The following is a 24,753-nucleotide window of genomic DNA, read 5'->3' on the forward strand; positions in this document are numbered from 1 at the left end:
AAGTGGCTGAATGTGCAAGAGTTGCAGGCGTTACTGCGTGCCGCGCAAACGCAGCTTCTGGCGGGCTTCATTCGGGCTCAGAATGCGTGAGCCCATGTTCTCGACGATATTCACGGCACGCTCGACCAGCTGGCCGTTGGTAGCGAATTCGCCCTTGCCCAGGTAGAGGTTGTCTTCCAGCCCAACGCGGACATGGCCACCCAGCAGCGTTGATTGTGCCGCCCAGGGCAGCTGCTTGCGGCCCAGGGCAAAGGCGGTCCAGTTGGTGTTGGCCGGCAGCATGTCGACCATGCCCTTGAGCAGGCTCAGTTCCGGCGGAGTGCCCCAGGGGATGCCCTGGCACAGCTGGAACATGGCGTTGTCGTTGATCAGGCCTTCCTTCATCATCTGCAGCGCGAACCAGAGGTTACCGGTATCGAAGATTTCCAGCTCGACGGTGACATCCAGCTGCTGGATGCGGGCCGCGGCCTTGCGCAGCATGTCCGGCGTGGAGATGTACACCAGGTTGCTGTCGCCAAAATTGACCGAACCGCAATCCAGGGTGCAGATCTCGGGCTTGAGTTCTTCGATATGCACCAGACGCTCAAGGCCGCCGACCAGGTCGGTTTCGGGGCAGAAGGCGGTTGGGTTTTCTTCCGGGCCTATATACAGATCGCCCCCCATGCCGGCGGTCAGGTTGATGATGACGTCGCAGTCGGCGGCCCGCAGGCGCTCGCAGACTTCGGCGTACAGATCCAGGCGACGAGAGCACTGCTTGGTTTCGGGGTCGCGCACATGCATGTGGGCAATGGCGGCACCGGCGTTCCAGGCCTCAATGGCGGCATCGGCGATCTCTTTCGGCGTGACAGGCACATGGGGGCTGCGGTCGGCTGTATCGGCGGCGCCGGTAACAGCGCAGGTGATGATGACGTCCTGATTCATGGCAATTCTGACTCTTGAAGTGTTTTGTTGTAGCGCCGGTGCTAGACCTAAGAGATCTTCGGTGCGCCCGGCTTGTGACTAAAGTTACGCGGATGAATGGGATGTTTTTGTCTGAAATCGCAGCTTAATTGCCTGTATGCGATTAGCCTTTCTCACTGACGTAATTGGATAAGACGAGTCTGTTTGCGACAGTCACAAGGGCGAGGGGCGAGGTGAAAAGCAGGTGCGAGGGGCGAGGTGAAAGGGACGAGGGAGCGAAGGGCAAGGCAGTTCGTAGCCTGGAATGAGCGAAGCGAATTCCGGGAAAAGAGCGAAACGAGTTTCGAGGGTAAAGCAGAAGCAAGGGGTGAGGCGAGGAACCCAACCAGGTAGGTGCAGGCCCGACGGGGCGTAACCCAATAATTGTCGTAACACAGCGCTGAGCCACCGATTGATGGGTTACGCTGCGCTACATCGCATCCTACTGTTAGGAAGTGGAGCCACGGGTAGGACTGCAAGGAGCAGGCCTGATGTTCGCTACGAATAACGGCTTTTTAACCACCAGCGCAGCGCCGCTTGCCCTGCCAGTACAGCTGGGCAAACGACGCCCAACGCTTAGTTGGATGCAGGCATATCAGCCGGTACCGCGGCGGGCTGCTGTGCCTGTTTATTGCGCCGGATCAGCAGCAGGAAAGCAGTACCCAAGGCAAAGATGCCGAAGGCGACCGGAATGGCGGCGACCGAGATCAGTGTCAGTATGACTTTGAAGATATCGCCGTCCAGCCAGTTGATGACCACGGCCAGGGCGGCCATGGCGACAATCCAGAAGGCGCGCGAACGTGGCACTGTAAGCATTTCGCATACCAGCCCGGCCGAGTCTGCGCTGGTGACGAAGAACAGCAGGAGGTTGATCGCCAGTATGGCCGAGAGTATGCCGTAGCTGTCGAGCGTGGTCATCAGCGTGAACACATCCTCGGAGCCTGTTTCAAGTCCGGCCAGGCCGAAGACGGTAAACCAGAGGCAGGAGAACAGGCTGGGTACCAGCATTACGCCCAGTACCAGCTGGCGTAGAGTGCGGCCTTTGGAAATGCGCGCGATGAATATCCCGGTGAAGACAAACCAGCCGTACCAGGATGCTTCGAAGGCATAGAGCCAGTCGGCGAGCCAGGCCTTGCGCTCCGGATCGCCCAGGCCAATGTCGGTAGCCATTGCCGGGTAGCTCAGAAGATATTCCGGTAGCAGTCGGCCAAAGGTCGTGAGGATTTCGCCCGGATTGGTCAGCAGGAAAACGCTGATCATGAGGCCAACGGCGAGCAGGGTGTTGTAGTTACTCAGCCACTTGATGCCGCGATTCAGCCCTGAGGTGCTGGAGGCAATGGCGAAACAGGACAGCACCAGGATGATCAGAGTCGTACTGACGTCGACCCCCAGGTACTGCGAGACGCTCTTTTGCAGTGGCGCGGCGGCGTAGGAAAAGGTCAGAGAAAGACCGATGACCGTCGAAACCACCAGACTCACCAGGTTCAGTTTGCTGAGGAAACCGCCGCCCAGCAGCGTCTCGGCGGGTTTGGCGATATTCAGGTTGTACATGGCGTGGGCGAAGATCACACCTATGGCCAAGTAGCCGGCCCAGGCCAGCAGACCCCAGTGGTTGAAGGCATAGAGCAGCGCCTGGTCGGTACTCTGGCCTGCCTCGACATGGTAGCGCGGTTCCAGTACGCCCCAGGTAAGAAGGCCGATACCCATGCCCGTGGCGAACAGCATCCCAAGCCAGCTCAGGGTGGAGAACTCCGCCGGGCCCTCGCCAAAACGCAGGCGCCCCAGGGGTGTGAACATCAGGATAACGAAGCCCACCGAGACGGCGAAGGCCGGGTAGGTGAAGATAAAGCCCAGATTGCCGATGACGTTGACCTTGATGGCATCGAGCAGAAACTGGAAGGTATTGGGGGCCAGGGTCGCGAATCCAATCAGCCCAACCACCGTAAGGATGGTCGCTATGCTGGTACCGAGGTTCTGTTTCATGAAGATCTCTCCTGTTGCCATTGTCGTTATTTTTGAGCACAGGCGACATCAGTGACGCCGCATCCCTGCGCAGCTTGAGTGCCGGTGCTTGGCCGGTTAGGTCGGTGGGGTTAGTCCAGGCGCTGTTTGAGTGCCGCGCAAAACTGCCGCCAGGCGTGCGCCATTTCGGGCAGTGACTCCCGTGCGTGCAAACAGCCGTGCAGCATGTTGGGCGCCAGGTGATAGCCGACGTCGGCACCGCCTGCGCGCCAGGCCTGGATGGCGCTTTCCAGCGGAGCGGTTAGCGGGTCTAGCTCCACCGCCAGTACTTCAATGCGCTTTGCAGGCGGCTGGTGGCCGTTACCGGGAGGCGCGTCATCCCCGATGAGTGCCCAGGCCGCCAGAATATCCTCGCGGCTGAGCAGCGGCGCATCGGGCCCGAGGTTCGCTAACGTTGGTACACCCACCAGTGGATAGATGAGCCCCAGTAGCGGAACCAAAGGGGCGCCAGCTAGGGCATCCAGAATCAGGCGGGCACCGGCGCTGTCGCCAACCAGAGCAACAGGATCGCTGGCAAAGATTACCCGGCGGCAATCGTCAAGCACCTTGGAGTAGCGTGCATCCGGCATCAAGGGGTAGCCGATACTCAGAACCTCGCGTTCAAGTGCCTGTGCCAGACCGGCGGCGACACCCTGGTGGCTGTCCAGTGACCCCAGGCTGTAGCCGCCACCGTGCACGTAGATCACAGTCCCCGGCCTGCATAGTGCAGGGCGGTGGCGGCGAACGGGTACTGTTGCAATGTATGTGTCGCTCAGGGTCATGCCGGTGGGAAGCTGTGGGGCAAAGGATGCACAGAGGCCGTCGTAGTGGCTGCGTGCAGCCCCAGGCGACATGCTGGCCATGGCATCCAGGCCAGCCTGGAAATGTTGCTCGAAGGTGGCGATGTCCATGCTGGCGTTTCCTGTGCGGTGCCGCTGATGAGGGTGTCCGGTGTGTTGTAACACCGGCGATGGATACTTAACTTACGTGGCTTATCCCAGCGTGGTTGTCTGGAATCGCATCTTTATTGTCAATTTGCGAATAATTTTGCGCGCTGTCGCAAGCAGGCAAGAAGTACCTGTTTGCGACAGGGTCGCGCCGTTTTTCTGCGTTCGGCAGGTATTTTTGGCGCCAGAAGGTTGCCGCAACGCCGGAGTTACACATCGCCTCGAGCACCCGTTTGGGTGCAGCCGGCTGGCAACAGCAGGACGCTCCGCGGCGCCCCTAGCAGGCGATTATTACCGCCGGATTCAGCGTTCCCGGCTGGGATTTTTGGCAAAGCGCTGCTGGTAACTGCGGGTGAAATGGGACAGGGAGACGAAGCCGCAGGCGACTGAAATGTCGGTGACGCTCTGGCTGGTTTGCTGCAGCATCCAGCGCGCCTGATCCAGGCGCAGGTTGCGGTAGTAGGCGCTGGGGGTCTGTTGCAGGTAGTGGCGGAACAGGCGCTCGAGTTCACGCCCGGAGAGCTGCAGCTGGGTTGCGATTTCGCTGATGCGCAGCGGCTCCTCCAGGTTGTGTTCCATCAGTTGCACGGCCTCAACCAGGCGCGGATTGCGGCTGTCCAGGCGCTTTTGTATCGAGGTGCGCTGGGGATCGCTGTGGGCGCGCTTGTGGGTGTAGATCAGCTCGTCGGCAACCGTAGTCGCCAGGCCATTGCCGTGCTGGGTGCCGATTAAATAGAGCATCATATCGAGCCCCGACAAAGCGCCTGGGCAGGAAAAGCGGGCGCGATCCACTACCAGCAGTTCCTGCACAAAGGCCACTCGGGGAAAGGCCTCGGCGGTCGACTGCAGGTTCTCCCAATGCAGGGTGGCGCGGTAGCCATCAAGGATGCCGGCCGCGGCGGCAATGTAGGCGGCGGTGTCCTGGCAACCGATGTCGGCGCCATGACTGGCCTGCTGGCGGATAAAGCCCAGCAATGCCGGTGTGATGCGCGCCTGGGGGTCGTAGCCTGCGCAGATAATCAGGGTGTCGCAGGCGGGAGTCTCGCGAATGCCAGCATCGCTCATGATATCAAGATTGTCGCTGCTGGCGACCAGGCCACCTTTTTCTGAGATTAGCTGCCAGCGGTACAGCTCGCGGTTGCTGCTGTGATTGGCGTGGCGCAAGGGATCGAGCATCGCCGTCAGGCCGAACAGCGAGAAGCCTGGAATCAGCAGAAAGCTGATGGTTTGCGGGTAGGTGCGGGGGCGGTCTCCAAACATGGATGCGCTGAGTCCTGGGCTGTTTTGGTGAAAACGCACATTTAATAAGCGGATTCAGGCAAGTTTTGTGGGGCGGACGGGTTAGCATTGCCCAAAAGACGCGTCGGCGCAATCCCAATCAGAGGTGCAAGATGACAACTGAACTCACCGTGTTCGAGGGGCCCGTTCAGCCCGAGTGGATCGATTACAACGGTCATATGAACGATGCCTGCTATGTGCTGGTCTTCAGCCAGGCGATCGACGAATTCATGCTGCAGATTGGGCTTGATGCGACCTTTCGTGAGGCGCATCAGGTCTCGATCTATACGCTGCAGAGCATGGTGCATTACCTGCAGGAAGTGAGCCTGGATGAGCCACTGCGGGTAGAGGCGCGCTTGCTCGAAAGTGACGCCAAAAAACTGCGGGTCTTTTTTACCATGCGTCATGGTGAAACCGGTGCAGAACTGGCGGCGATGGAAACCCTGCTGCTGCATATGGACATGGCGGCACATCGCGCCGCACCCATGCTGCCTGACACCGCGGCGCGGGTCGAAGTGCTGCAGCAGCGCCACAGTGACGCTGCCTGGCCGGCGCTTGCCGGGCGCAGCATTGCCCTGACGCGGCCACGAGGCTAAAGGCGCTGAGTTTGCGTGGTGACTGCGATTATCCGGTTGTCGCCGCTCCTCTGCGACGTTGCACCAGATGCATGCCCAGCAGGGCGAGCAAGACCAGTGTGAAGGAAAACAGCGTCGTCAGGGTGCCCAGCGCATAGAGCACCGGGGTCGTGACGTTGGTGGTCATGCCGTAGATTTCCAGTGGCAGGGTGTTGAAGGTGCCTGCGGTCATCAGAGTGCGGGCGAATTCGTCATACGACAGCGTGAAGCCGAACAGGCCGACACCAATAAGGCTAGGAAGGATCAGCGGCAGCACCACCAGGCGAAAAGCCTGCCAGGGGGTGGCCCCCATATCGATGGCGGCGGCCTCATAGGCCTTGTTGAAGCGATTGAAGACCGCAAACATGATCAGCAGGCCAAAAGGCAGGGTCCAGGTCAGGTGGGCACCGAAGGCCGAACTGTACCAGCCGGGTGCCAGGTTGAGCCGGTCGAACATGATGCCAATACCCAGACTGATCAGAATCGATGGCAGTATCAGGCTGACCAGCGTCAGATAGAACAGACAGTTCGCGCCGCGAAAATTTCGCCGGTAAGCCAGGCCCGCCAGCAGTGAAAATACGGTGGTGCAGAGCATGACCGACATTCCAAGCAGCAGCGAGCGCAGCAGTGAACCACCGAAGTCGCCCACCTGCTGCTGCTCAAACAGCTGGCGGAACCAGTGCAGTGACACGCCGTTCAGCGGGAAGGTCAGGCCGCCGTTGGGTCCCTGAAAAGACAGGATGCCGATGGTCAGCGTGGGGCCGTAAAGAAAGATCAGGAAGAGTGCGAACAGCAACGTCAGCGGCACGAAACCCGGCTTGCGTGGGGAGGATGCCATGGTTACAGCTCCTTCTTGATATTGATAAAGCGGAACAGAATGCTGAGCATGAGCAGCACAGTCAGCAGCAGCACTATGGCCCCGGCTGCCGCAGCCGGGTATTGCAGCAGCGATATCTCGTTGTGAATCAGCACGCCGACCGAAGCGCTGAGGCCGCCGCTCATCAGCCGCACGGTAATGAAATCGCCCATGACCAGGGTGACCACGAAGATTGAACCTATGGCGATACCGGACTTGCACAGCGGCACCACCACCTGAAACACCGTCTGTAGCGCACTGGCACCGGCATCCATGGAGGCTTCCATCAGGTTGCGGTCAATGCGCATCATCGAATTGAAGATGGGCACCACCATGAAGAGTGCATAGAGGTGCACGAACGCCAGCACCACGGCGAAGTCGCTGTACAGCAGCCATTCTATGGGTGCGTCTATCAGCTCCAGTTGCTGCAGGGCCGAGTTGATCATGCCATTGCGCCCCAGCAGTGGCATCCAGGAAATCATGCGGATAATGTTGGATGTCAGAAAAGGCACGGTGCAGAGCACGAAGAGTACGCTCTGCAGCAACGGGCTGCGGATATAGAAAGCCAGGTAGTAGGCCAGGGTGAACCCCAGCCCCAGGGTGATGGCCCAGGTGGTAAAGGCGTAGAAGAAGGTTTTCAGGTAGGCCTTGAGCGTGACGTCCGAGGTCAGCAGGAACTGGTAGTTCTCGAAAATGAAGTCGGGTATCAGCTGGTAGGCATTAAAGTCCCAGAAACTCACCACCAGGATGGTCAGCACCGGGAACAGCAGAAACAGCAGTATCACCAGTGCCAGGGGCGTGACCTGCAGGTAGCTTGGGTTGTGCGCGAGGCTACGCATAATGGATGTTTCTCCGGCAACAGCGAAGGGGGCGACAGCGCCGCCCCCAGGGGATCAGGACGCGATGAACTCGTTCCATTTGCGGATCATGTACTTGTTTTCGTCCATCACCGAGTTCCAGCAGGCCACTGAGCCCATGCGGTCCCAGTAAGAACCACCATCGCGCAGGGTGCCGGCTTTTTCCATCAAGCGGCCATCGGTACCCAGGATGTCGCCCTGGGCCGGCTTGCCTTCAATCCAGTAACCCCACTCATCTGCCGACAGGAATTCCTTGGAGGTGGACGGTGCGGCGCTGTAGTAACCCTGGCGATTGAGGTAGGCGCCGGCCCAGCCAGACAGGTACCAATCGATATATTCGTAGGCCGCATCCAGCTCCAGGCCGGACAGGTGTTTGGCCATACCAATGCCGCCACCCCAGGCGCGATAGCCCTCAGCCAGCGGCTGGTATTTGCATTCGATGCCCTTGGCGCGTACAGCGGCCACGGCGGGGGACCACATCGACTGGATCACCACCTCGCCGGAGGACATGAGGTTGACGGACTCGTCGAAGCTCTTCCAGAAGGCGCGGAACTGCCCCTGGGATTTGGCGGCCTTGAGAATTTCGATGGTCTTGTCGAGTTCCTCCCGGGTCATGTTGCCCTTGTCGCCGTACTGTATTTCGCCCATGGACTCGCAGATCATGGCGGCGTCCATGATGCCGATCGACGGAATGTTCAGAATCGAGGTCTTGCCCTTGAAGGCTGGATCCATGATGTCGCGCCAGTGAGTGATCGGGCGGCCCACCAGGTCCGGGCGAATTCCCAGGGTGTCGGCGTTGTAGATGGTGGGCACCAGGGTCATCCAGTTCGTCGGCTCGGAAGCAAAACGGGTGGAGTCCTTGCCTTCGGTAAAGCCCACGGTGTGGGGCGCGGTGCCCTGGGCGATGCTGGAGTCATCGGCCAGCTTGCCATTGATGAACAGCGGTGAAATCTTGTCGAAGTTTTTCAGACGCCGAACATCCATCGGTTGCATGACACCGGCCGGGAATACCTTCTTGCAGATCCAGTACTCGATATCGGCGATATCGTAGGAACGCGGCTGGGTTACGGCGCGCTGGGCGACGGCATCGGAATCCAGCGCGGTCAGCTCCAGCGTAATGCCAAGATCCTCTTTCGCTTTCTGGGCTATATCGTTCAGGTTGGAGACGCCGGTGCCGAACTGGCGCAGCTTTATGTTCTTGATATTCTGGGCCCAGATCATCGGGAAACCGGGTATGGCACCGGAACCCAGCGCTACCCCGCCCAGGGCGCCGGCGGCCTTGATCAGGCTGCGGCGGCTGAGGCCGGCGGAGGGTTTTTCATTATCGATTGGGGTATCGATACTGGCCTGCTGATCGTCTTTTTTGTCAAAGCTCATAGCACAGTCTCCTGGTGTCACTGGATGTCATAGGGGTAAATAAGGGGTGTCAGGCGTGCGCAGCAGGGGGCTGCAGCGGATTGAGGTCTTCCGGGTGCCAGCCGACATAGGCCGGGTCTCCGGGGTAAAGCGGTGCCTGCAGATAGTCCGCATCGGGCTGGTGGATCGAGAGCTGCAAGCCGTCGTCAGAACGGGTGCGTACATGCACATAACTGCCCTGATACTCCACCGACTCGACCTGCAGGGGCAGGGCTTGTGCGTTGTCAAAAGGCCTGGGGCTGACGCGGATATGATCGCAGCGCAACGAAACCTGGGTCTGGTCACCACCTGAGTGAGGCGCAGGTACTGTTTGCAGCGCCAGTGTGCGGGCCTGGCTGATCTGCAGGCCTGCGCCGGTGAGGCGCCCCTCGATAATATTGTGGCCACCGATAAAGCCTGCCACGAAAGCGGTGCGCGGGGTGCGGAAGATGCCCTGGGGATTGTCAATCTGTTCGATACAGCCGTTATTCATCACCACCACAGAGTCGGCCAGTGCGAAGGCTTCTTCCTGGGAGTGGGTAACATGGATAAAGGTAATGCCAAGCTGCTGCTGTATGCGTTTGAGTTCGGTGCGCATGCGAACGCGCAGGAAGGGGTCCAGGGCTGACAGCGGTTCATCGAGCAGTATCACTTCGGGCTGGTTGATCAGTGCCCGGGCCAGGGCCACGCGTTGCTGTTGCCCGCCGGAGAGATTGTCCGGAAAAGCATCGGCATAGGTCTCCATATTAACCAGTTGCAGCATTTCCAGGGCGCGGGCGTGGCGGTCAGCCTTGCTTATGCCTGCGATCTTCAGGCTGAAGGCGACATTGTCCAGGCTGCTGAGGTGCGGAAAAAGCGCATAGTTCTGAAACATCATGGCGGTGCCGCGCCTGCGTGGCGGCAGGTCGGTGACGTTGCGGTTATTCAGCAGAATATCGCCTTCGCTCACGGCTTCATGGCCGGCGATCATGCGCAGGGTGGTGGACTTGCCGCAACCGCTGGGGCCGAGCAGGCAGCAATATGAACCGCCTGCGATGGCCAGGTTAATCTCGCTGACAGCGAGCTTGTCGCCATAGCGTTTGACGACACCGACGAGTTCGACAGAACCTTTGTTTATCTGCATTTCCCGGCCTATTGCTAACAATGTTGTCAACGATAAATGCAGGTGCTGTGCCAACTACAAGAAGGCTTTCTTTAGTTATTGAAACTATTGAGTTTTTATTTTTATCCGGATTATCGGGGGCATTTTTCATCCCTGTTTTTGATGCTAATCGCACAACAAGAGGGCGTTTAATCTGTTTCAGGTGCGCTCTGGTGGCAGCATAGGGGCCGGCGTTAAACTTATCGTTAACTATTTGGTTAATGTTGATGATGGCGATATCGCCGGAGGAAGGTTGAGAGCGTTTTGCTCCTGCAAAGACGTGTTTAAGCACGTCGGATAAAGGCTCGGTGCTTTGCATTCTGCTAAATTTGTTATTGTTGCTGCAGTGCGCTCAATTACAAAACAACGACTTAGACGTCTATCGGGACGCTGGTATGGCTATTGCATAATCCATTGTATGGAAAGGGGCTTTATTAAAGGCGCCTTTAAATACAATCAAGCGGAGGACCGTATCATGGTTGATCTCTCCAAAACTGCTCTGTTGCTGATCGGATTCCAGAACGACTATTTTTCCAAGGATGGAATCCTGCATGGAGTCATCGAAGAGTCATCCCGTGTCAGTGGTGTGCTGCAAAATACCCTGGGTCTGCTCGATATTATCGGCGACGATTTCGGCCTGGTGGTCTCGACACCTATACACTTTACCGCAGGCTACGAGGAGCTGGCGGATCCTGTAGGTATCCTGAAAACGATAAAGGAAGTGGGTGCCTTCAAGGCCGGCTGCAAGGGCTCACGGTCCATTGATGAGCTGAAGCCCTTTGGGCGTCTGATCACTGAAGTGCCGGGCAAACGTGGCCTGAATGCGTTTTCCAACACACAGCTTGAAGATCTGCTGCGCTCAAAGGGCATTGAGCGGCTGGTGCTGGCCGGTACTGTGACGTCAATTTGTATCGACTCCACGGCCCGGCACGCCGCAGAACTTGGTTTTCGCGTGACTGTGCTGTCGGACTGCACCTCAGGACGTACTATCTTTGAACAGGAGTTTTACTGCGACAGCGTGTTTCCCCTCTACGCCAGTGTCAGTCGGGCCGCTGACCTGATTACGGGCTGAGCTGACTTGCCGAGGCTTATTCATGAGTGCGACGGAAAGCGAACTGCAGCTGCAACTGCACAATAAAATGGTGGAAGAGCTCGGAGAGCGCCATAGGGAATTCAAGACCCTCACGGACATGCTCGAAGAAGTGGTGTTCCGCTGTGATGATAACGGCGAGTTGGCGCTGCTTAATGCGGCCTGGGAGCGCAAGACCGGCTGCCCGGCAGATAGTTGCAAGGGACGCCGACTGATGGAGTTTCTGGACGCGGAGTCGGCGGCCTGGTTACTGAGTGGTCTTGCCGGCGGCGAGCCCATGGCGTTTGATGTCAGGTTGATGGGCCGCGCAGGCGATCACCGGCTGATGAGTTTGCGCGCGCGGCGCAGCGCCAACGCCTGGTACGGTTCGCTCTATGATGTGACCGAATTGCGCAGAACCGCCGATGCGCTGGAGGCGAGCCGGGACAAGGAGCGACAGCTGTCGCTGGTGGCCAGCCGTACCGATAACCTGGTCATCATATCCGATGCCCATGGCTGCATTGAGTGGGTTAACCACAGTTTTGAACAGGTCACGGGATACAGCCTCGGAGAGGTTCAGGGTCGCCGTCCGGGTGATTTTCTGCAGGGTGAGGCAACCGATGCTGCCACAGTCGCCCAGATGCATCGGGGACTGGAGGAAGGCACCGGATTTAGCGTCGAGGTTGTCAACTACAGTCGCGCAGGCGAGCCTTACTGGCTGGCTATCGACTGCACGCCGGTACTGGACGATGATGGCACTATCGTCAATTTCATCGCCATTGAGCGAGAGGTGTCCGAGCGCAAGCGTTCCGAACAGGCGCTGCTGGATAGTGAACGGCATCACCGCACCATCCTGAATACGGTCAGCGAAGCGATTTTCTATTGCGACAGTACACTGCAGTTGCAGTTCGTCAATCCGGCCTGGAGCGACATGACCGGCCACTGCCTTGGCACGGGCAAATCGGATTCACTGCTCGACTACATTCACCCCGAAGATATCCAGCGGGTACTGCAGGCGAGGGATAGGGCCAGTGGTGGCGAATCATCGGTGCGCGAGGAGTTACGGCTGCGGGATGCCGGCTGCGACTGGCGCCGTGTAGAACTGGTGCTGTCGAGCAATGCGTCATTGCCGAGCGATACAGGGTCGGATCTGACCGGTGCACTGGTGGATATTGATGACCGCTGGCAGGCGACTCAGACCATATTACGTGCCAAGCAGGAAGCTGAGGATCTGTCTCGCGCCCGCACGCGCTTCGTCGCCAACATGTCCCATGAAATTCGTACGCCCCTCAACGCCATTATTGGCATGACATCGGTGTTGCAGCAGACCGAGTTGAACGACGAACAGCGCGCCTGCCTGGATACGCTCTGTAATGGTGGCAAGGTGCTGCTGGCACTGGTGAACGATGTGCTGGATCTGTCGAAACTGGATTCCGAGGAAATTCAGCTGGAGTGCTCGGAGTTTGATCTGGCGGATCTGTGCGAGGAAGCGATCAACATAGTCGCGGCGGCGGTGGAAGAAAAAGGGCTTGTGCTGAGCCTGACCTGCGACCCCGGCGTACCTCGTCTGCTGTTTGGTGATGGGCATCGTATACGCCAGGTGTTGATTAACCTGCTGTCCAACGCGGTTAAATTTACCGCCCGCGGCGGTATTGGTCTGCGGGTCAGCTGGACGCCCGGTACGCCGCAGGGCGAGCTGGAGTTCGCGGTGCAGGACAGCGGTATTGGCATACCGGATGACCGTATTGGTCAGCTATTTGATGCCTTCAGTCAGGCTGATCTGTCCACCACCCGGCGTTATGGGGGGACCGGGCTGGGGCTGGCGATTTGCCGCCAGATCTGTAACGCCATGGGCGGGGCTATAGATGCCCAGAGTACACCCGGGAGCGGGTCTGTATTCCAGGTCAAGCTGCCACTCAAGGCCCGGCATGAAGAGACTCCTGCGTCTTTGCAGCGCCTCCGTGGTCTCAATCTGGACACGCGTACCCGTGAGGTGGCTGATTCCCTGGCTCACTGCCTGGGTATGAAAACCGAATTTGATGATGAGCCTGGTGCCGAGCCTGGCCTGACGCTGGTACAGGAAAATGGTGACAGGGTAACGCGACATCCGCCATTCGGCGGTGCCGTGCTGACGCCAAACCGGCTATGGCAGCTGCTGTGTCCGCCGGTGCCTGAACCTAGCTTTTCCATTGCTCCTGGGCGTGAGGCCTCAGCGCTGCGGATACTGATAGCCGAGGATGTGCGCGCCAATCAGATGGTGATCGAGGCGATGCTCAAGATGCTGGGATATCAGCACATCACTATTGTGGAGAACGGCCAGCTGGCGGTTAATGAATTTGGGCGCCAGTCTTTTGATCTGGTGTTGCTTGATCTGCACATGCCTGTGATGGATGGCCTGGAAGCGGCGGTGCAGATACGCGAAACCCCGGCTGGCGAGAAGATACGCATAGTGGCGGTATCCGCCGATGTCACCACCGATTCGCGTCAGGCAACCAGCCATGCCGGCTTTGATGACTGGCTGCCCAAGCCTTTCACGCGCGATGCGCTGGAGTCCCTGATGAAGAAGATGGCTTTCTGAGGGCAGTGCGTCACAGCCCTGCAGTGGGCCTCTGTCATGCCGTTGTCATCGAATCACTCTAGTTTGTTGGCCACTGTTATTTGTAGTGGAGTGATTCCGATGTCCGAGCGATCTTTCAAGCGGGCGGCCCTGGCCCTGCTAGTTGCGACGGCTGCCTGTACGGCGCAGGCGCAGTCTTTCAATCGTATAGCCAGTTTCCCGGCGGCACAGAATTTTGCTGCCACTGAGGATGCTGCACAGGAAACCTCGGCCGAAATTATAGCGGCTTCCGCTGATGGTCAGACGCTGATCTACTCGGACAGCCCGCGCGGCGGTTTGGGCTTTATCGATATCAGTGATGCAGCCAGGCCCCGCGGGGCGGGATTCGTGGATATGGGCGGCGAGCCGACCTCCGTGGCCACCGCTGGCGGCATGGTACTGGTGGGCGTCAATACCTCAGTAAGCTATACCACGCCCTCGGGTTTTCTGGCGGCGGTGTCCCTGCAGGATCAGACCGAAAAGGCACGTTGTGATCTGGGCGGGCAGCCGGATTCGGTTGCAGTGTCCAGAGATGGCCGTTTTGCCGCCGTGGCGATTGAAAACGAACGTGACGAAGAGCTGGGTGACGGTGCCCCCGGACAGTTGCCTGCGGGCTTTCTGGTTGTATTACCGTTACAGGATGGCATACCTCAGTGTTACGCGCTGCGCCGGGTCGAGCTGACCGGTCTGGCGGAGGTTGCCGGCGAGGATCCGGAACCCGAGTTCGTGGATTTCAACAATAACAACGAGATCGTGGTCACGCTGCAGGAAAACAACCACCTGGTGATTCTGGCCGCCGAGAGCGGCGAGATCCTGCATCACTTCAGTGCCGGGCACGTGAACCTTGCCGGCATTGATATCGCCAAAGACGGTCAGCTGGATTTCAGTGGCAGCCTGAATGGTGTAGCGCGTGAGCCGGATGCCGTGAAGTGGCTCGACGACGAGCGCTTCGTTACCGCCAACGAAGGCGATTACCAGGGCGGTTCCCGCGGCTTCAGCATCTTTCATAAAGATGGTCGGGTGCTATTTGAATCTGGTGCCGACTTCGAGCAGCGCATAGTGGCGGCGGGTCATTACCCGGAAAAACGCTCCGGCAAAAAGGGCGCCGAGCCTGAAGGTGTCGCAGTAGGCGTGTTCGGGGATGATCGTTATATCTTCGTGCTGTCCGAGCGGGCCTCAGTTATTGGTGTCTACCGCGATACCGGCGCCGCGCCTGAGTTCGTGCAGCTGCTGCCCTCTGGCATAGGTCCTGAGTCCGCGGTGGCAATTCCATCCCGCGGCTTGCTGGCCAGCGCCAATGAAAAGGATCTGATCGGGGATGGCGGTGCCCGCGCTCACGTCATGCTCTATCGCCTGGAAGAGGCGGCCCCCACCTATCCGCAGCTACTGTCCGAACCTGATGCCAAGGGCATGCCGGTGGGCTGGGGCGCCTTGTCCGGCCTTGCGGCGGACCCCGGTGAACCCGGTCTGCTCTATGCGGTTAACGACAGCTTTTACAGTCAGCAGCCGACGATCTTCAGCATTGACGCCAACAGCACTCCGGCCCGCATCACAGCGGCGACTCTGGTGACCCGTGGGGGCAAGGCGGCGGAGAAACTGGATCTGGAAGGCGTCGTGGCCGATGGCGAGGATGGTTTCTGGCTCGCATCCGAAGGGCGTACGGACAAGGATATCCCCCACGCCATTTATCACACCAATGCCCAGGGCGAGATCGATCGCACTTTGAGCTTCCCGCCCGAACTGCTGCAGCATGAGAAGCGCTTTGGTGCTGAAGGTATCACCCTGATTGGTGACACTCTCTGGATTGCCCTGCAGCGTTCCTGGAAGGATGATCCGCAAAATACCGTCAAGCTGGTGTCCCATAACTTGAAAACTGGCCAGTGGGGCGCCGTGCGTTACCCGACCGAGACTGCCAAGCGCGGCTGGGTCGGGCTGTCCGAAATCAGTCTGGGGGAAGATGGCGTCTACATTATCGAGCGGGATAACCAGATCGGAGACCAGGCCCTGATCAAGCGGCTGTATCGGGTGGCGCTGGAAGAACTCAAGCCGGCGCCCCTGGGTTCGGAACTGCCGCTGGTCAGCAAGCAGCTGGTGCACGACTTTATCCCGGACCTCAAGGCGTTGAATGGCTTTGTGGTCGACAAGATAGAGGGCTTCGCACTGGATGCCGCCGGCAACGGCTTTGCGGTAACCGATAACGATGGTGTGGATGACAGCTCAGGCGAGACCTATTTCATCCGCACCGGAAAACTGTAACCGGGAAGCACTTTTCGAATAGTCAGAGTCCGCAGTACCCTCCAGGGTGCTGCGGATTTTTTCGTCTGAGGCCTTACAGGCTTTGCATGCGCATCGGGCTGGGTGTCAGGTCGGGCTGCGCAGCTGTAACCTGGCCAGACTCTCGGCCAGCGCCAGGGCGCTGACTACCGGGTCTATCACCGGCAGACCGAAGCTGCGCTGCAGGTCGGCTGCCCGGCCGGTGAGACCGCCGGAGCCCAGCACTATGGTTTTGGCGCCATCCTGCTCAATCGCAGTACGAATACAGGCGGCTATTTTTTCCGCGGCCTGAGCGCCATCGCCTGCCGCCTCGGCCACGCCAATGCCAGCGGCGTGTACGCAGGCCTGATCCGACGCGCCGTAGCGCGTCAGCATGCTCCTAATTCCGGGAACGGCGGCATGAACGGTTGTGACTATGGCAAAACGCCCTGGTAGCGCACGTGCGGCGAATAGGGCTGCCTCGCACAGGCCAATCACGGGTACCCGCATAGATTCGCGCAGTGACTGCAGTTCAATATCATCGAAACAGGCCAGGATCAGGGCATCATAGCCCTGACAGGCGCGGCTGTTCACCAGGGTCTGCAACTGGATGGCGGCGGCATCTCGATCCGCTTTGCACTCGATGGCGTAGGGGCCGGCCGGCGGGTTGATGCAGTGCAATTCGGTTTCGGCCGATATGGTCGTGCCTGCCACCTGCTGCATCTGGCGAGTCAGTGCGGCATTGGTATTGGGGTTGATCAGCAGAAGCCGCAGCGGCGGGGGGTTGTTCATCAATATCTCCGGGCGAGTGCAGGCAGCAGACTGCGCCTGCTTTGCTGTTATTAGGTGTGCTTTGGCAGCAGGGTCTTTACGCCGGCGGCGAAGACGCAAGGATGCAGGGTTGATCGGGGTTTTATCCTGACTCATGAATCAGGATCGGAATTCAGTCAACTATTTATTTGCGAGATTTTCCGACTTTACCGATAATGAATGGACTTTATAAGGATATTGGGTCGCAATCATGTATTTTGCGCGTTCTTTCGTAACGACCTGCCTGCTGTTGGTTTTGGGTCTTCAGACCATGGCAGATACTCTGCCGCAGCCTTCAGGTCCGGTGATTCTCACCGTGGAAGGAGCCCTGAGCAACACCAACGGCAACGGCGTTGCCCGCTTTGACCGTGAGATGCTGGAAGATCTGTCTTTGCACCATACGCGCACTGATACGCCCTGGACTGAAGGCATTGTGGACTTTGAAGGCCCGCTTGGGCGTCGTGTGCTCGATTTTGTCGGCGCCAAAGGTGAAACCCTGATAGTGACGGCTCTGAACGACTACAGCACGGAAGTGCCCTTAGCTGATTTCTATAGCTATGATGTAATCTTGGCGCTGAAGATGGATGGTCAATACATTCGTATTCGTGACAAGGGGCCGATATTTATTATCTATCCGTTTGCGGAGTTCCCCGCACTGCAGACAGAAATTATCCATAACCGGTCGGTTTGGCAGCTTAAAAGCATCCGCGTACAGTAATAGCTACGCACGGGTGGCGGAGGATAAAGATTGCGATTTCAAGTACCCGCATGGTCTTCTGCCAAACCCAGGCGTGGCTCCGTTTTAATTCTTCTGGTTGTTTCGCTGGTGTGTCTGCTGACCTCGCTGGCACTATTCAAAACGCTGGTGGATCGCCAGCAGGTGCTGTTCGAGGTCGCCACCGAAGAGGCGCTCTGGTCTGCCTACCAGATTGACCGCGAAAGCCTGAAACTTAAAAATGCCATTCACAACTATGCCAGTCATGAAGATGAGGAGTTGCTGGACGAGGTGGAGGTGCGTTTCGAAATTCTCTACAGTCGCGTCGGGTTGCTGGAGCAGGGCGAGCTGGGAGCGGTATATCGGCGCGAGGCGGAGCTTGCCCGCCGGGTAACGGGTTTTCGCACCGCGATCAGCGCCATGGAGGTGGTATTGCCGTCACTGCGTGAGCAGGGGCCTGTTGCCACCGCCGGGCTGATCGCCATGGCGACCGAGATTAACGACAGTGCCGAGGCGCTGATCTTCAAGGTGCTGCAGCTGCGCGCCGAGCAAAAAACCGCCAGTCGTAACGAATTTTTCGAACTGCTGGGCTACCTCAGCAGCATGGGCACCCTGCTGCTGCTGGGCATTGGTTCCATCATCGCGCTGCTGTTTCGACAGATGATACTTGAACAGCGCTCCCGCGAGCAGGCCGAACAGCTCAGTGAGAAGCTCAGAATCAGCGCTGCCGAAGCCGAAACCGCAAACCAGGCTAAGTCCGAATTTCTGGCGACCATGAGCCATGAGATTCGCACCCCCATGAATGGCGTAATCGGCATGAGCAGCCTGCTGCTCGACACGCCGTTACAGCCACAGCAGCGTCATTATGCGAAAACCATCGGCGACTCGGCCGATGCCCTGCTGAAAATTCTCAACGATGTGCTGGATATCTCCAAGATGGAGGCGGGCCACCTTGAGCTGGAACAGGCGGAGTTTGATCTGCAGGAACTACTCGTCGGCAGTGTCGAATTACTGGCCGTATCACTCGACAGCAGCCAGGTTCACCTGAGTCTGGAGGCTGAGCCGGCCGTGCGCGGTCACTACTGCGGCGATGCCGGGCGTCTGCGCCAGGTGTTACTGAATCTGCTTGGCAACGCAGTGAAATTCACTGAACGGGGGCATGTGCGACTGCGGGTCAGTCCGGTGCCCGGTGAGCGACCGGGGTGGCAGAGTCTGCTGTTCGAAGTTGAGGACACCGGCATAGGTATAACACCGGAGGCCCAGTCGCGGCTGTTTTCCATGTTTGTGCAGGGTGATGCCGGTACAGCCAGGCGTTATGGTGGCACCGGGCTGGGGCTGGCGATCTGCCAGCGCATTATCGAACAGATGCAGGGCACCATTGGCTTTGACAGCCAGGCGGGAAAGGGCAGCCGTTTCTGGTTCCGGATTGAGCTGGAGCACAGTACCCCCGGTGAAATGACGGCTGCGGATGTCGATGAGGGGGCCATAGTCGCAGCGCTCAGAGCTCGCCCCATGCAGGTGCTGGTGGTCGAGGATAATCGGGTTAATCAGCAGGTGGCTCAGGGTATTCTGACTTTTCTTGGACAGCAGAGCACACTGGCCGAGGATGGTTTGCTGGCGCTGGAATGTCTTGAGCGTGATCATTTCGATCTGGTGCTAATGGATGTGCAGATGCCGAACATGGATGGGCTCGAAGCTACCCGGGCGATCCGCAACCTGCCAGCGCCACAGAATACTGTGCCTATTATCGGTATGACCGCCAATGTCATGGAGGAGGACCAGCGTGCCTGCCGTGACGCTGGCATGGATGCCTGTCTGTCCAAACCGGTTCGACGCCAGAGCCTGGCCAGCATGCTGCATCGAATATGCCTGCAGCTCGAGCCGGCAACGGGTATCGAACCTGTGCCTGCAGGCATTGTCATTGAAGCACAAGAGAGTGAGCCCCAAGGTGCTTTGGATGTGGCCGCACTGCTGGATGCAAGTCGACTGGACACCGCCCTGCTTGGATCACTGGCGGATACCCTGGGTACCGACGACTGTATTGATTTGCTGGCGGACTTTCGTGCCAGTTTGGCCGACTACCGGGCGCGCCTGGATACAGCGCTGCTACAGGCCGATCGGGGTGAAATAAAGCGCCTCTGTCATGGTGCGCGCGGGGCTGCATTGAATCTGGGCTTTGTGCAGCTGAGCCGTGAGCTGGCGGCAGTGGAGGCCGCCATCACCCAGGGGATAGATATCGATGTACCGCTGGCACAGCTGCAACACGGCTTTGCCGCCGCCGAAGCCATTACGGCGCCGGCCATTCTGCGCCAGGTACTGGATGCCACTGATGTCTGAGGTTCGGCGCGGGGCCCGGATTGGTTTATCATGGGCGGCTGTCAGTCTTTTGTTTACCTGGAGCGGCTAAATGAGCCTTAAAGGAACCCTGTACATTATTTCTGCACCCTCTGGCGCCGGCAAGACCAGCCTGGTGCGCCAGCTGCTGTCCCGGGACGCTCAGGTGCGGGTCTCGGTGTCCCATACCACCCGGGCCATGCGGCCCGGTGAAGCCAATGGTACGGACTATAACTTTGTCACCCAGGCCCAGTTCAACGACATGATCGATAACGGCCAGTTCCTGGAGTTCGCCGAGGTCTTCGACAACAAGTACGGCACCTCCCAGACCTGGGTACAGCAACAGCTGGACCAGGGTACCGATGTCATCCTTGAAATTGACTGGCAGGGCGCTCAGCAGGTGCGCCGGCTAATGCCGGAAGCGGTGTCCATCTTTATTCTGCCGCCGTCCCGTGAAGCTCTGCGCGCGCGCCTCACTGGCCGTGGTCAGGATGACGCCAGCATCATCGAGCGGCGCATGGCGGATGCGGTGAGTGAAATGAGTCACTACGCCGAGTTTGACTATATAGTGATCAATGATGATTTTGAGCTGGCGCTGAGTGAGCTGCAGGCCGTACTGGTGACGCGCAGACTGCGACAATCCGTGCAGCAGCAGAGACATGCAGGGTTGATCACGGATCTCTTGTCAGAATAAGGGTGCTCGCGTATAATTCCCCGTCTTTTTGTTCGCAGTTTACTACCTTTTTTGAGGTTCAAGATGGCACGAGTAACAGTTGAAGATTGCCTGGAAAACGTTGATAACCGTTTCGAACTCGTCATGGTTGCAGCTAAACGTGCGCGTCAGCTGGCCACTGGTGGTAAAGAAGCCAAGGTTGACTGGGAAAATGACAAGGTTACCGTCGTTGCCTTGCGTGAAATCGCTGAAGGTTTTACCGATAAAAGCGTACTGGAAGATCGGGAAGAAGACTGATCTTCCAGAAAGCTTCGCGATACGGCATCATTTCAGGTAAAACTCGAGGGAATAGCCGACGCTAGCCCCGTATTACCGGAGTCTCGATGCCAACCATAGACGCACTTTGTCAGCGACTGACCGAATATCTCGAGCAGGAACAGATCCGCAAAGTGCGGCGCGCCTACTATTTTGCCGAGCAGGCGCACGACGGGCAGCGGCGCAAGAGCGGCGAGCCCTATGTGACCCACCCCCTGGCGGCGGCCGGCATTCTGGCCGGCATGCACATGGACCATCAGAGCCTGATGGCAGCCATGCTGCACGACGTTATCGAAGACACCGAAATCAATTATGACTCCATTGAGTCGCAGTTTGGCAGTGCGGTGGCGGACATCGTCGACGGCGTTTCCAAGCTGACTCATCTGGAGTTTGAAACCAAGGCAGAAGCCCAGGCGGAAAACTTCCAGAAAATGGTGCTGGCCATGGCCGAGGATATCCGGGTTATCCTGGTGAAACTGGCTGATCGGCTGCACAACATGCGTACCCTCGGCGCCATGCCAGCGGTAAAACAGCGTCGCATTGCCCGCGAAACCCTCGATATCTACGCCCCCATTGCCGCCCGTCTGGGCATGCGTGACCTGCAAGTTGAACTGGAGGACCTGGCGTTCCAGTCCTATTACCCGATGCGTGCCCGTTATATCCGCCGTGCGGTAGTGAAAGCGCGTGGGCAGCGTCGTGACATCATCACCGAAATTCAGCAAACAGTGCAGCGCAGACTGGATGAAGAAGGCCTCAAGGGTGTAGTCACCGGGCGGGAAAAACACCTCTACAGTGTCTATCGCAAGATGCGCCAGCAACGCAAGTCCTTCTCTGAGATCATGGACATGTTTGCGTTTCGCATCGTTACCGACAAGGTGGACGACTGCTACCGCATTCTGGGTGCCGTGCACAATCTTTACAAGCCGGTGCCGGGTCGTTTCAAGGACTACATAGCCATTCCCAAGGCTAACGGTTACCAGTCACTGCACACCGATCTGTTTGGCACCCGTGATATCGCACTGGAGATGCAGATCCGCACCCGTGAAATGGATGCCGTTGCCAGCCAGGGCATCGCCGAGCACAGCCATTACAAGGCCTACGGCGGCTCCGACAGTGCTGTTGGCTCCTACAATCGGGCCCGCAAGTGGGTGCAGGGGCTGCTGGAAATGCAGCGTAACGCCGGCGACTCGATGGAGTTTATCGAACACGTTAAAAAGGATCTGTTCCCTGATGAGGTTTATGTGTTCACGCCTCAGGGACGCATTCTTGAACTGCCGCGTGGCGCCACCCCGGTAGACTTTGCCTACGCCGTGCATACCGATATTGGTAATTCCTGCGTGTCCTGCCGTATTAATCGGCGCCTGGCGCCGCTGTCCGAGCCTCTGTTCAGTGGCGCTACTGTCGAGATCATTACCACCCCCAGTGCCCAGCCCAACATGGCCTGGCTGAATTTTGTCGTCACCGGCAAGGCACGCGCAAGCATTCGCCATTTCCTCAAGAATCAGCAGCGTCACGAGTCGGTGGAGATGGGGCGGCGGCTGCTGAATCAGTTCCTGGGCAACTATGGCATCAGTCTGGACGGGGTGGAGCGCGGTCGCTTGGCGGCTGTGCTCAAGGATGCGGAGCTGCGGGTGCTGGACGACCTGCTGGAAGATATTGGCATGGGCAATCGCATGGCCTATGTGGTTGCGCGGCGTCTGAAGCCCGAAACCCCGGTCGGGGAAGATGATCTTGCCGCGGTGCGCCGCGGCAACAAGCCGCTGGCGATTCAGGGCACCGAAGGCATGGTGCTGAATTATGCCAAGTGCTGCCACCCGATTCCCGGTGACACCATCGTTGCCCATATCAGCACCGGCCGCGGCCTGGTGATCCATCGTACGGACTGTCGCAATATTGGCTATCTGCGCGATGATCCGGAAAAATGCATTTACCTCGAATGGTCCAAGAGCATTGATGATGAGTTCCGCGTCAGTCTCAGGCTCGAAGTCATGTCGCAGCGCGGTATTATCGCCAGCCTTGCGACTACTGTGGCGACAGCCGGTGCTAATATTATTAAGATCGACAGCGGCGAGAAGGACGGGCAGCTGAGTCAGGTGCAGCTGGATATCTCGGTGCAGAATCGGGTGCATTTGGCCTCGGTGATGAAAAAGCTGCGTGTCATCAAGGCCGTGAATCATATCCAGCGGCAATAGGCGGCGTGGATGGCCGCTCAGGCCAGAGCCCAGAGCTCTGGTGACAATATGCCGTAGTGTCAGTTAACTCTAAGCTGGCCGAACAATCGAAGGGAGAAAGCGATTTGGCAATTGGTGTACGTTCGCTGGAAGGTGACGCCCAGTATGAGGGTATAGCCCGTCTTCTGCTGATGCATGATGGTGACGGCAAAGTACTGGTGCTGCTGCCCTGGGAAGGCTTGCTGAACCTTGAAGCCATCTGGAGGGGTTCGAGTCGGCAATTGCAGCCGGCCCGCAGTGAGGATGCCGTGCGTTTTTTCAGCCAGCCGGGGCTGAATCAGGAACTGGGTCTGCGCAAGCTGTTTTCCCTGCCGCTCTACATAGACCTTTCGCTGCAGTCCCGCGTTGAGCTTAAAGCCTACGAGCCCCATTCCGGCCGCACTTTTAGCCTTCCTGGTTCCTGGCTGAGCGAAGGCCATATAGAGGCGTATCCGCTGGCGCTGACCCGCGCCTATATTGATGCTTGCCAGCCTACCGGTGACGATCGCACGGTGATCACCCGGGCGGTGGAAAAATTCACCGCGCTGCGCATCCGGCAGCGGCTTGAAGATACCCTGGGATTACCCTCTTTTTCGCCCACCATGCAGAAAATTCTGATGATGCGCTGCGACCCTGAAGCCGGCGTCGATACGCTGGTACCTGTGGTGCGGCTGGATCCGAGCCTGTCGGCCCAGGTGATGAGCTGGGCGTCTTCATCCTACTATGCGGTACCCGGCAAGGTGCATTCGCTGGAGGATGCCATTATCCGCGTGCTGGGTTTCGATCTGGTGGTCAATCTGGCGCTGGGTGTGGCGCTGGGCAAAACGCTGCAGATGCCCAATGACACGCCCCGCGGTGCCACTGATTACTGGCAGGAGGCGGTCTATACGGCGACCCTGGCCGAGCGTCTGTGCCGCAAAATGCCGATGGCTGAAAGGCTGCGGCCTGGTCTGGCCTATCTGGCCGGGCTGTTGCACAACTTTGGCTATCTGGTGCTGGCGCATCTGTTTCCGCCACATTTCTCGCTGCTGTCGCGCTATATCGAGGCTAACCCGCATATTGGGACCGAATATATCGAGAAGCAGGTGCTGAACGTGACGCGTGAGCTGATGGGTAGCTGGCTGCTTGAAAGCTGGACGGTACCGGCGGAGGTCTGTGTGGCGGTGCGGCGTCAGAACGAGGTCGATTATGACGGCGAGCACTGCGGCTATGCCCGTCTGGTGCATCTGAGTAACCGTCTGTTGCGTGAGCAGGGGCTGAGCGACGGCCCCATCGAGAATATCCCGGCGGGGCTGACCGAATCCCTAGGACTGAGCCGCGGCGTGATCAGCGAAGCCATGGAGCACTTGCTGGAATCACGGGAAGTGCTGGGGGAAGTGACCCAGGTGCTGGGCGGGCAGCGCGCGAGTTAGAGCAGCCTGCCTGCCTTTCCCTCGCGACGCTCAGCTAAGCCCTAAGGCTGCTAGGAGGCTGTCCGACAATACTCAACCTACTGCGAGCCACCTGAGTTTGGCTGTTTTTTGTGCTGTTTTGCGTTAAATAGAACCACTATTCACAAGCTACATCCCTGTAGCTTGCCCTGTGGGCAGCTAACGCTGTGTAAATCGGCAATCCTGCCGATTTATCGCCTTAAAACACCGCAAAAACCCGCTCAAATCAGTCGGCTCTCGCTACGGCTAGCATTCTCGGACAGCCTCCTAGTCGCTCGCCTCCAGGCTCTGCTCCAGTGCTTCTAGGGCTTCCTGCTGCT

19 protein-coding genes are annotated in these 24,753 nt (G+C 58.5%); 10 read left to right on the forward strand and 9 right to left on the reverse strand.

Translation table 11 applies throughout. The features are described from left to right. Positions 1 to 30 precede the first annotated feature (30 nt). From MPRO_RS19910 to MPRO_RS19925, 4 genes are all read right to left on the reverse strand, one after another. Entirely contained in the window at positions 31 to 921 is an 891-nt protein-coding gene (locus MPRO_RS19910) for a beta-keto acid cleavage family enzyme (protein WP_067297235.1), read from the reverse strand. Positions 922 to 1,515: 594 nt separating this feature from the next. Then, positions 1,516 to 2,922: a BCCT family transporter gene (locus MPRO_RS19915; protein WP_067297238.1), complete on the reverse strand. Its 1,407-nt coding sequence runs from the start codon at positions 2,920 to 2,922 to the stop codon at positions 1,516 to 1,518. A 110-nt stretch (positions 2,923 to 3,032) separates the two neighbouring features. After that, entirely contained in the window at positions 3,033 to 3,851 is an 819-nt protein-coding gene (locus tag MPRO_RS19920; protein WP_067297243.1) for an alpha/beta hydrolase fold domain-containing protein, read from the reverse strand. Between the two features lie 339 nt (positions 3,852 to 4,190). Continuing rightward, complete coding sequence (locus MPRO_RS19925) at positions 4,191 to 5,147, reverse strand: GlxA family transcriptional regulator (protein WP_067297245.1); 957 nt, start codon at positions 5,145 to 5,147, stop codon at positions 4,191 to 4,193. 131 nt (positions 5,148 to 5,278) lie between these two features. On the opposite strand from MPRO_RS19925, the gene MPRO_RS19930 reads away from it, so the two are divergent. Continuing rightward, positions 5,279 to 5,761: a thioesterase family protein gene (locus MPRO_RS19930; protein ID WP_067297248.1), complete on the forward strand. Its 483-nt coding sequence runs from the start codon at positions 5,279 to 5,281 to the stop codon at positions 5,759 to 5,761. A 28-nt stretch (positions 5,762 to 5,789) separates the two neighbouring features. On the opposite strand, the gene MPRO_RS19935 is transcribed toward MPRO_RS19930, so the two are convergent. The 4 genes from MPRO_RS19935 to MPRO_RS19950 are packed head-to-tail and all read right to left on the reverse strand — an operon-like array spanning position 5,790 to position 10,010. After that, entirely contained in the window at positions 5,790 to 6,617 is an 828-nt protein-coding gene (locus MPRO_RS19935) for an ABC transporter permease (RefSeq protein ID WP_067297252.1), read from the reverse strand. 2 nt (positions 6,618 to 6,619) lie between these two features. Further along, positions 6,620 to 7,474: an ABC transporter permease gene (locus tag MPRO_RS19940; protein ID WP_067297255.1), complete on the reverse strand. Its 855-nt coding sequence runs from the start codon at positions 7,472 to 7,474 to the stop codon at positions 6,620 to 6,622. A 54-nt stretch (positions 7,475 to 7,528) separates the two neighbouring features. Continuing rightward, entirely contained in the window at positions 7,529 to 8,869 is a 1,341-nt protein-coding gene (locus tag MPRO_RS19945) for an ABC transporter substrate-binding protein (RefSeq protein WP_067297259.1), read from the reverse strand. Between the two features lie 49 nt (positions 8,870 to 8,918). Further along, positions 8,919 to 10,010 (reverse strand): ABC transporter ATP-binding protein, encoded by a 1,092-nt coding sequence (locus MPRO_RS19950; protein ID WP_067297263.1) that lies wholly within the window; start codon positions 10,008 to 10,010, stop codon positions 8,919 to 8,921. A gap of 493 nt (positions 10,011 to 10,503) precedes the next feature. Here MPRO_RS19950 and MPRO_RS19955 point away from each other — a divergent pair, with 493 nt between their 5' ends. The 3 genes from MPRO_RS19955 to MPRO_RS19965 all read left to right on the forward strand — a co-directional run bounded on the left by MPRO_RS19955 (position 10,504) and on the right by MPRO_RS19965 (position 15,949). Next, positions 10,504 to 11,100 (forward strand): cysteine hydrolase family protein, encoded by a 597-nt coding sequence (locus MPRO_RS19955; protein ID WP_067297301.1) that lies wholly within the window; start codon positions 10,504 to 10,506, stop codon positions 11,098 to 11,100. A 22-nt stretch (positions 11,101 to 11,122) separates the two neighbouring features. Beyond that, a complete protein-coding gene (locus tag MPRO_RS19960) occupies positions 11,123 to 13,675 on the forward strand; it encodes an ATP-binding protein (RefSeq protein WP_067297266.1) in 2,553 nt (850 codons plus the stop codon). 99 nt (positions 13,676 to 13,774) lie between these two features. After that, positions 13,775 to 15,949, forward strand: coding sequence for an esterase-like activity of phytase family protein (locus MPRO_RS19965; protein ID WP_067297269.1), 2,175 nt, complete (start codon positions 13,775 to 13,777; stop codon positions 15,947 to 15,949). Between the two features lie 105 nt (positions 15,950 to 16,054). Here MPRO_RS19965 and MPRO_RS19970 read toward each other — a convergent pair whose 3' ends face one another. Next, positions 16,055 to 16,738 (reverse strand): aspartate/glutamate racemase family protein, encoded by a 684-nt coding sequence (locus MPRO_RS19970; RefSeq protein WP_067297272.1) that lies wholly within the window; start codon positions 16,736 to 16,738, stop codon positions 16,055 to 16,057. Between the two features lie 289 nt (positions 16,739 to 17,027). On the opposite strand from MPRO_RS19970, the gene MPRO_RS19975 reads away from it, so the two are divergent. From MPRO_RS19975 to MPRO_RS20000, 6 genes are all read left to right on the forward strand, one after another. Then, positions 17,028 to 17,474: a putative pterin-binding protein gene (locus MPRO_RS19975; protein WP_245635155.1), complete on the forward strand. Its 447-nt coding sequence runs from the start codon at positions 17,028 to 17,030 to the stop codon at positions 17,472 to 17,474. 30 nt (positions 17,475 to 17,504) lie between these two features. Then, the gene (locus MPRO_RS19980) at positions 17,505 to 19,808 is read left to right on the forward strand and encodes an ATP-binding protein (RefSeq protein WP_158651891.1); all 2,304 of its coding nucleotides are present in this window, start codon (positions 17,505 to 17,507) and stop codon (positions 19,806 to 19,808) included. Positions 19,809 to 19,878: 70 nt separating this feature from the next. Then, entirely contained in the window at positions 19,879 to 20,499 is a 621-nt protein-coding gene (gmk, locus tag MPRO_RS19985; RefSeq protein ID WP_067297282.1) for a guanylate kinase, read from the forward strand. A gap of 63 nt (positions 20,500 to 20,562) precedes the next feature. Further along, the gene (gene rpoZ, locus MPRO_RS19990; protein WP_067297286.1) at positions 20,563 to 20,775 is read left to right on the forward strand and encodes a DNA-directed RNA polymerase subunit omega; all 213 of its coding nucleotides are present in this window, start codon (positions 20,563 to 20,565) and stop codon (positions 20,773 to 20,775) included. An 86-nt stretch (positions 20,776 to 20,861) separates the two neighbouring features. After that, a complete protein-coding gene (gene spoT, locus MPRO_RS19995; protein WP_067297289.1) occupies positions 20,862 to 22,985 on the forward strand; it encodes a bifunctional GTP diphosphokinase/guanosine-3',5'-bis pyrophosphate 3'-pyrophosphohydrolase in 2,124 nt (707 codons plus the stop codon). Between the two features lie 104 nt (positions 22,986 to 23,089). Continuing rightward, on the forward strand, positions 23,090 to 24,415 hold the full coding sequence (locus tag MPRO_RS20000) for an HDOD domain-containing protein (protein ID WP_067297292.1): 1,326 nt from the start codon (positions 23,090 to 23,092) through the stop codon (positions 24,413 to 24,415). Positions 24,416 to 24,753 lie beyond the last annotated feature (338 nt).

Source organism: Marinobacterium profundum, assembly GCF_001528745.1.
In the GTDB taxonomy this organism is placed as follows: domain Bacteria; phylum Pseudomonadota; class Gammaproteobacteria; order Pseudomonadales; family Balneatricaceae; genus Marinobacterium_A; species Marinobacterium_A profundum.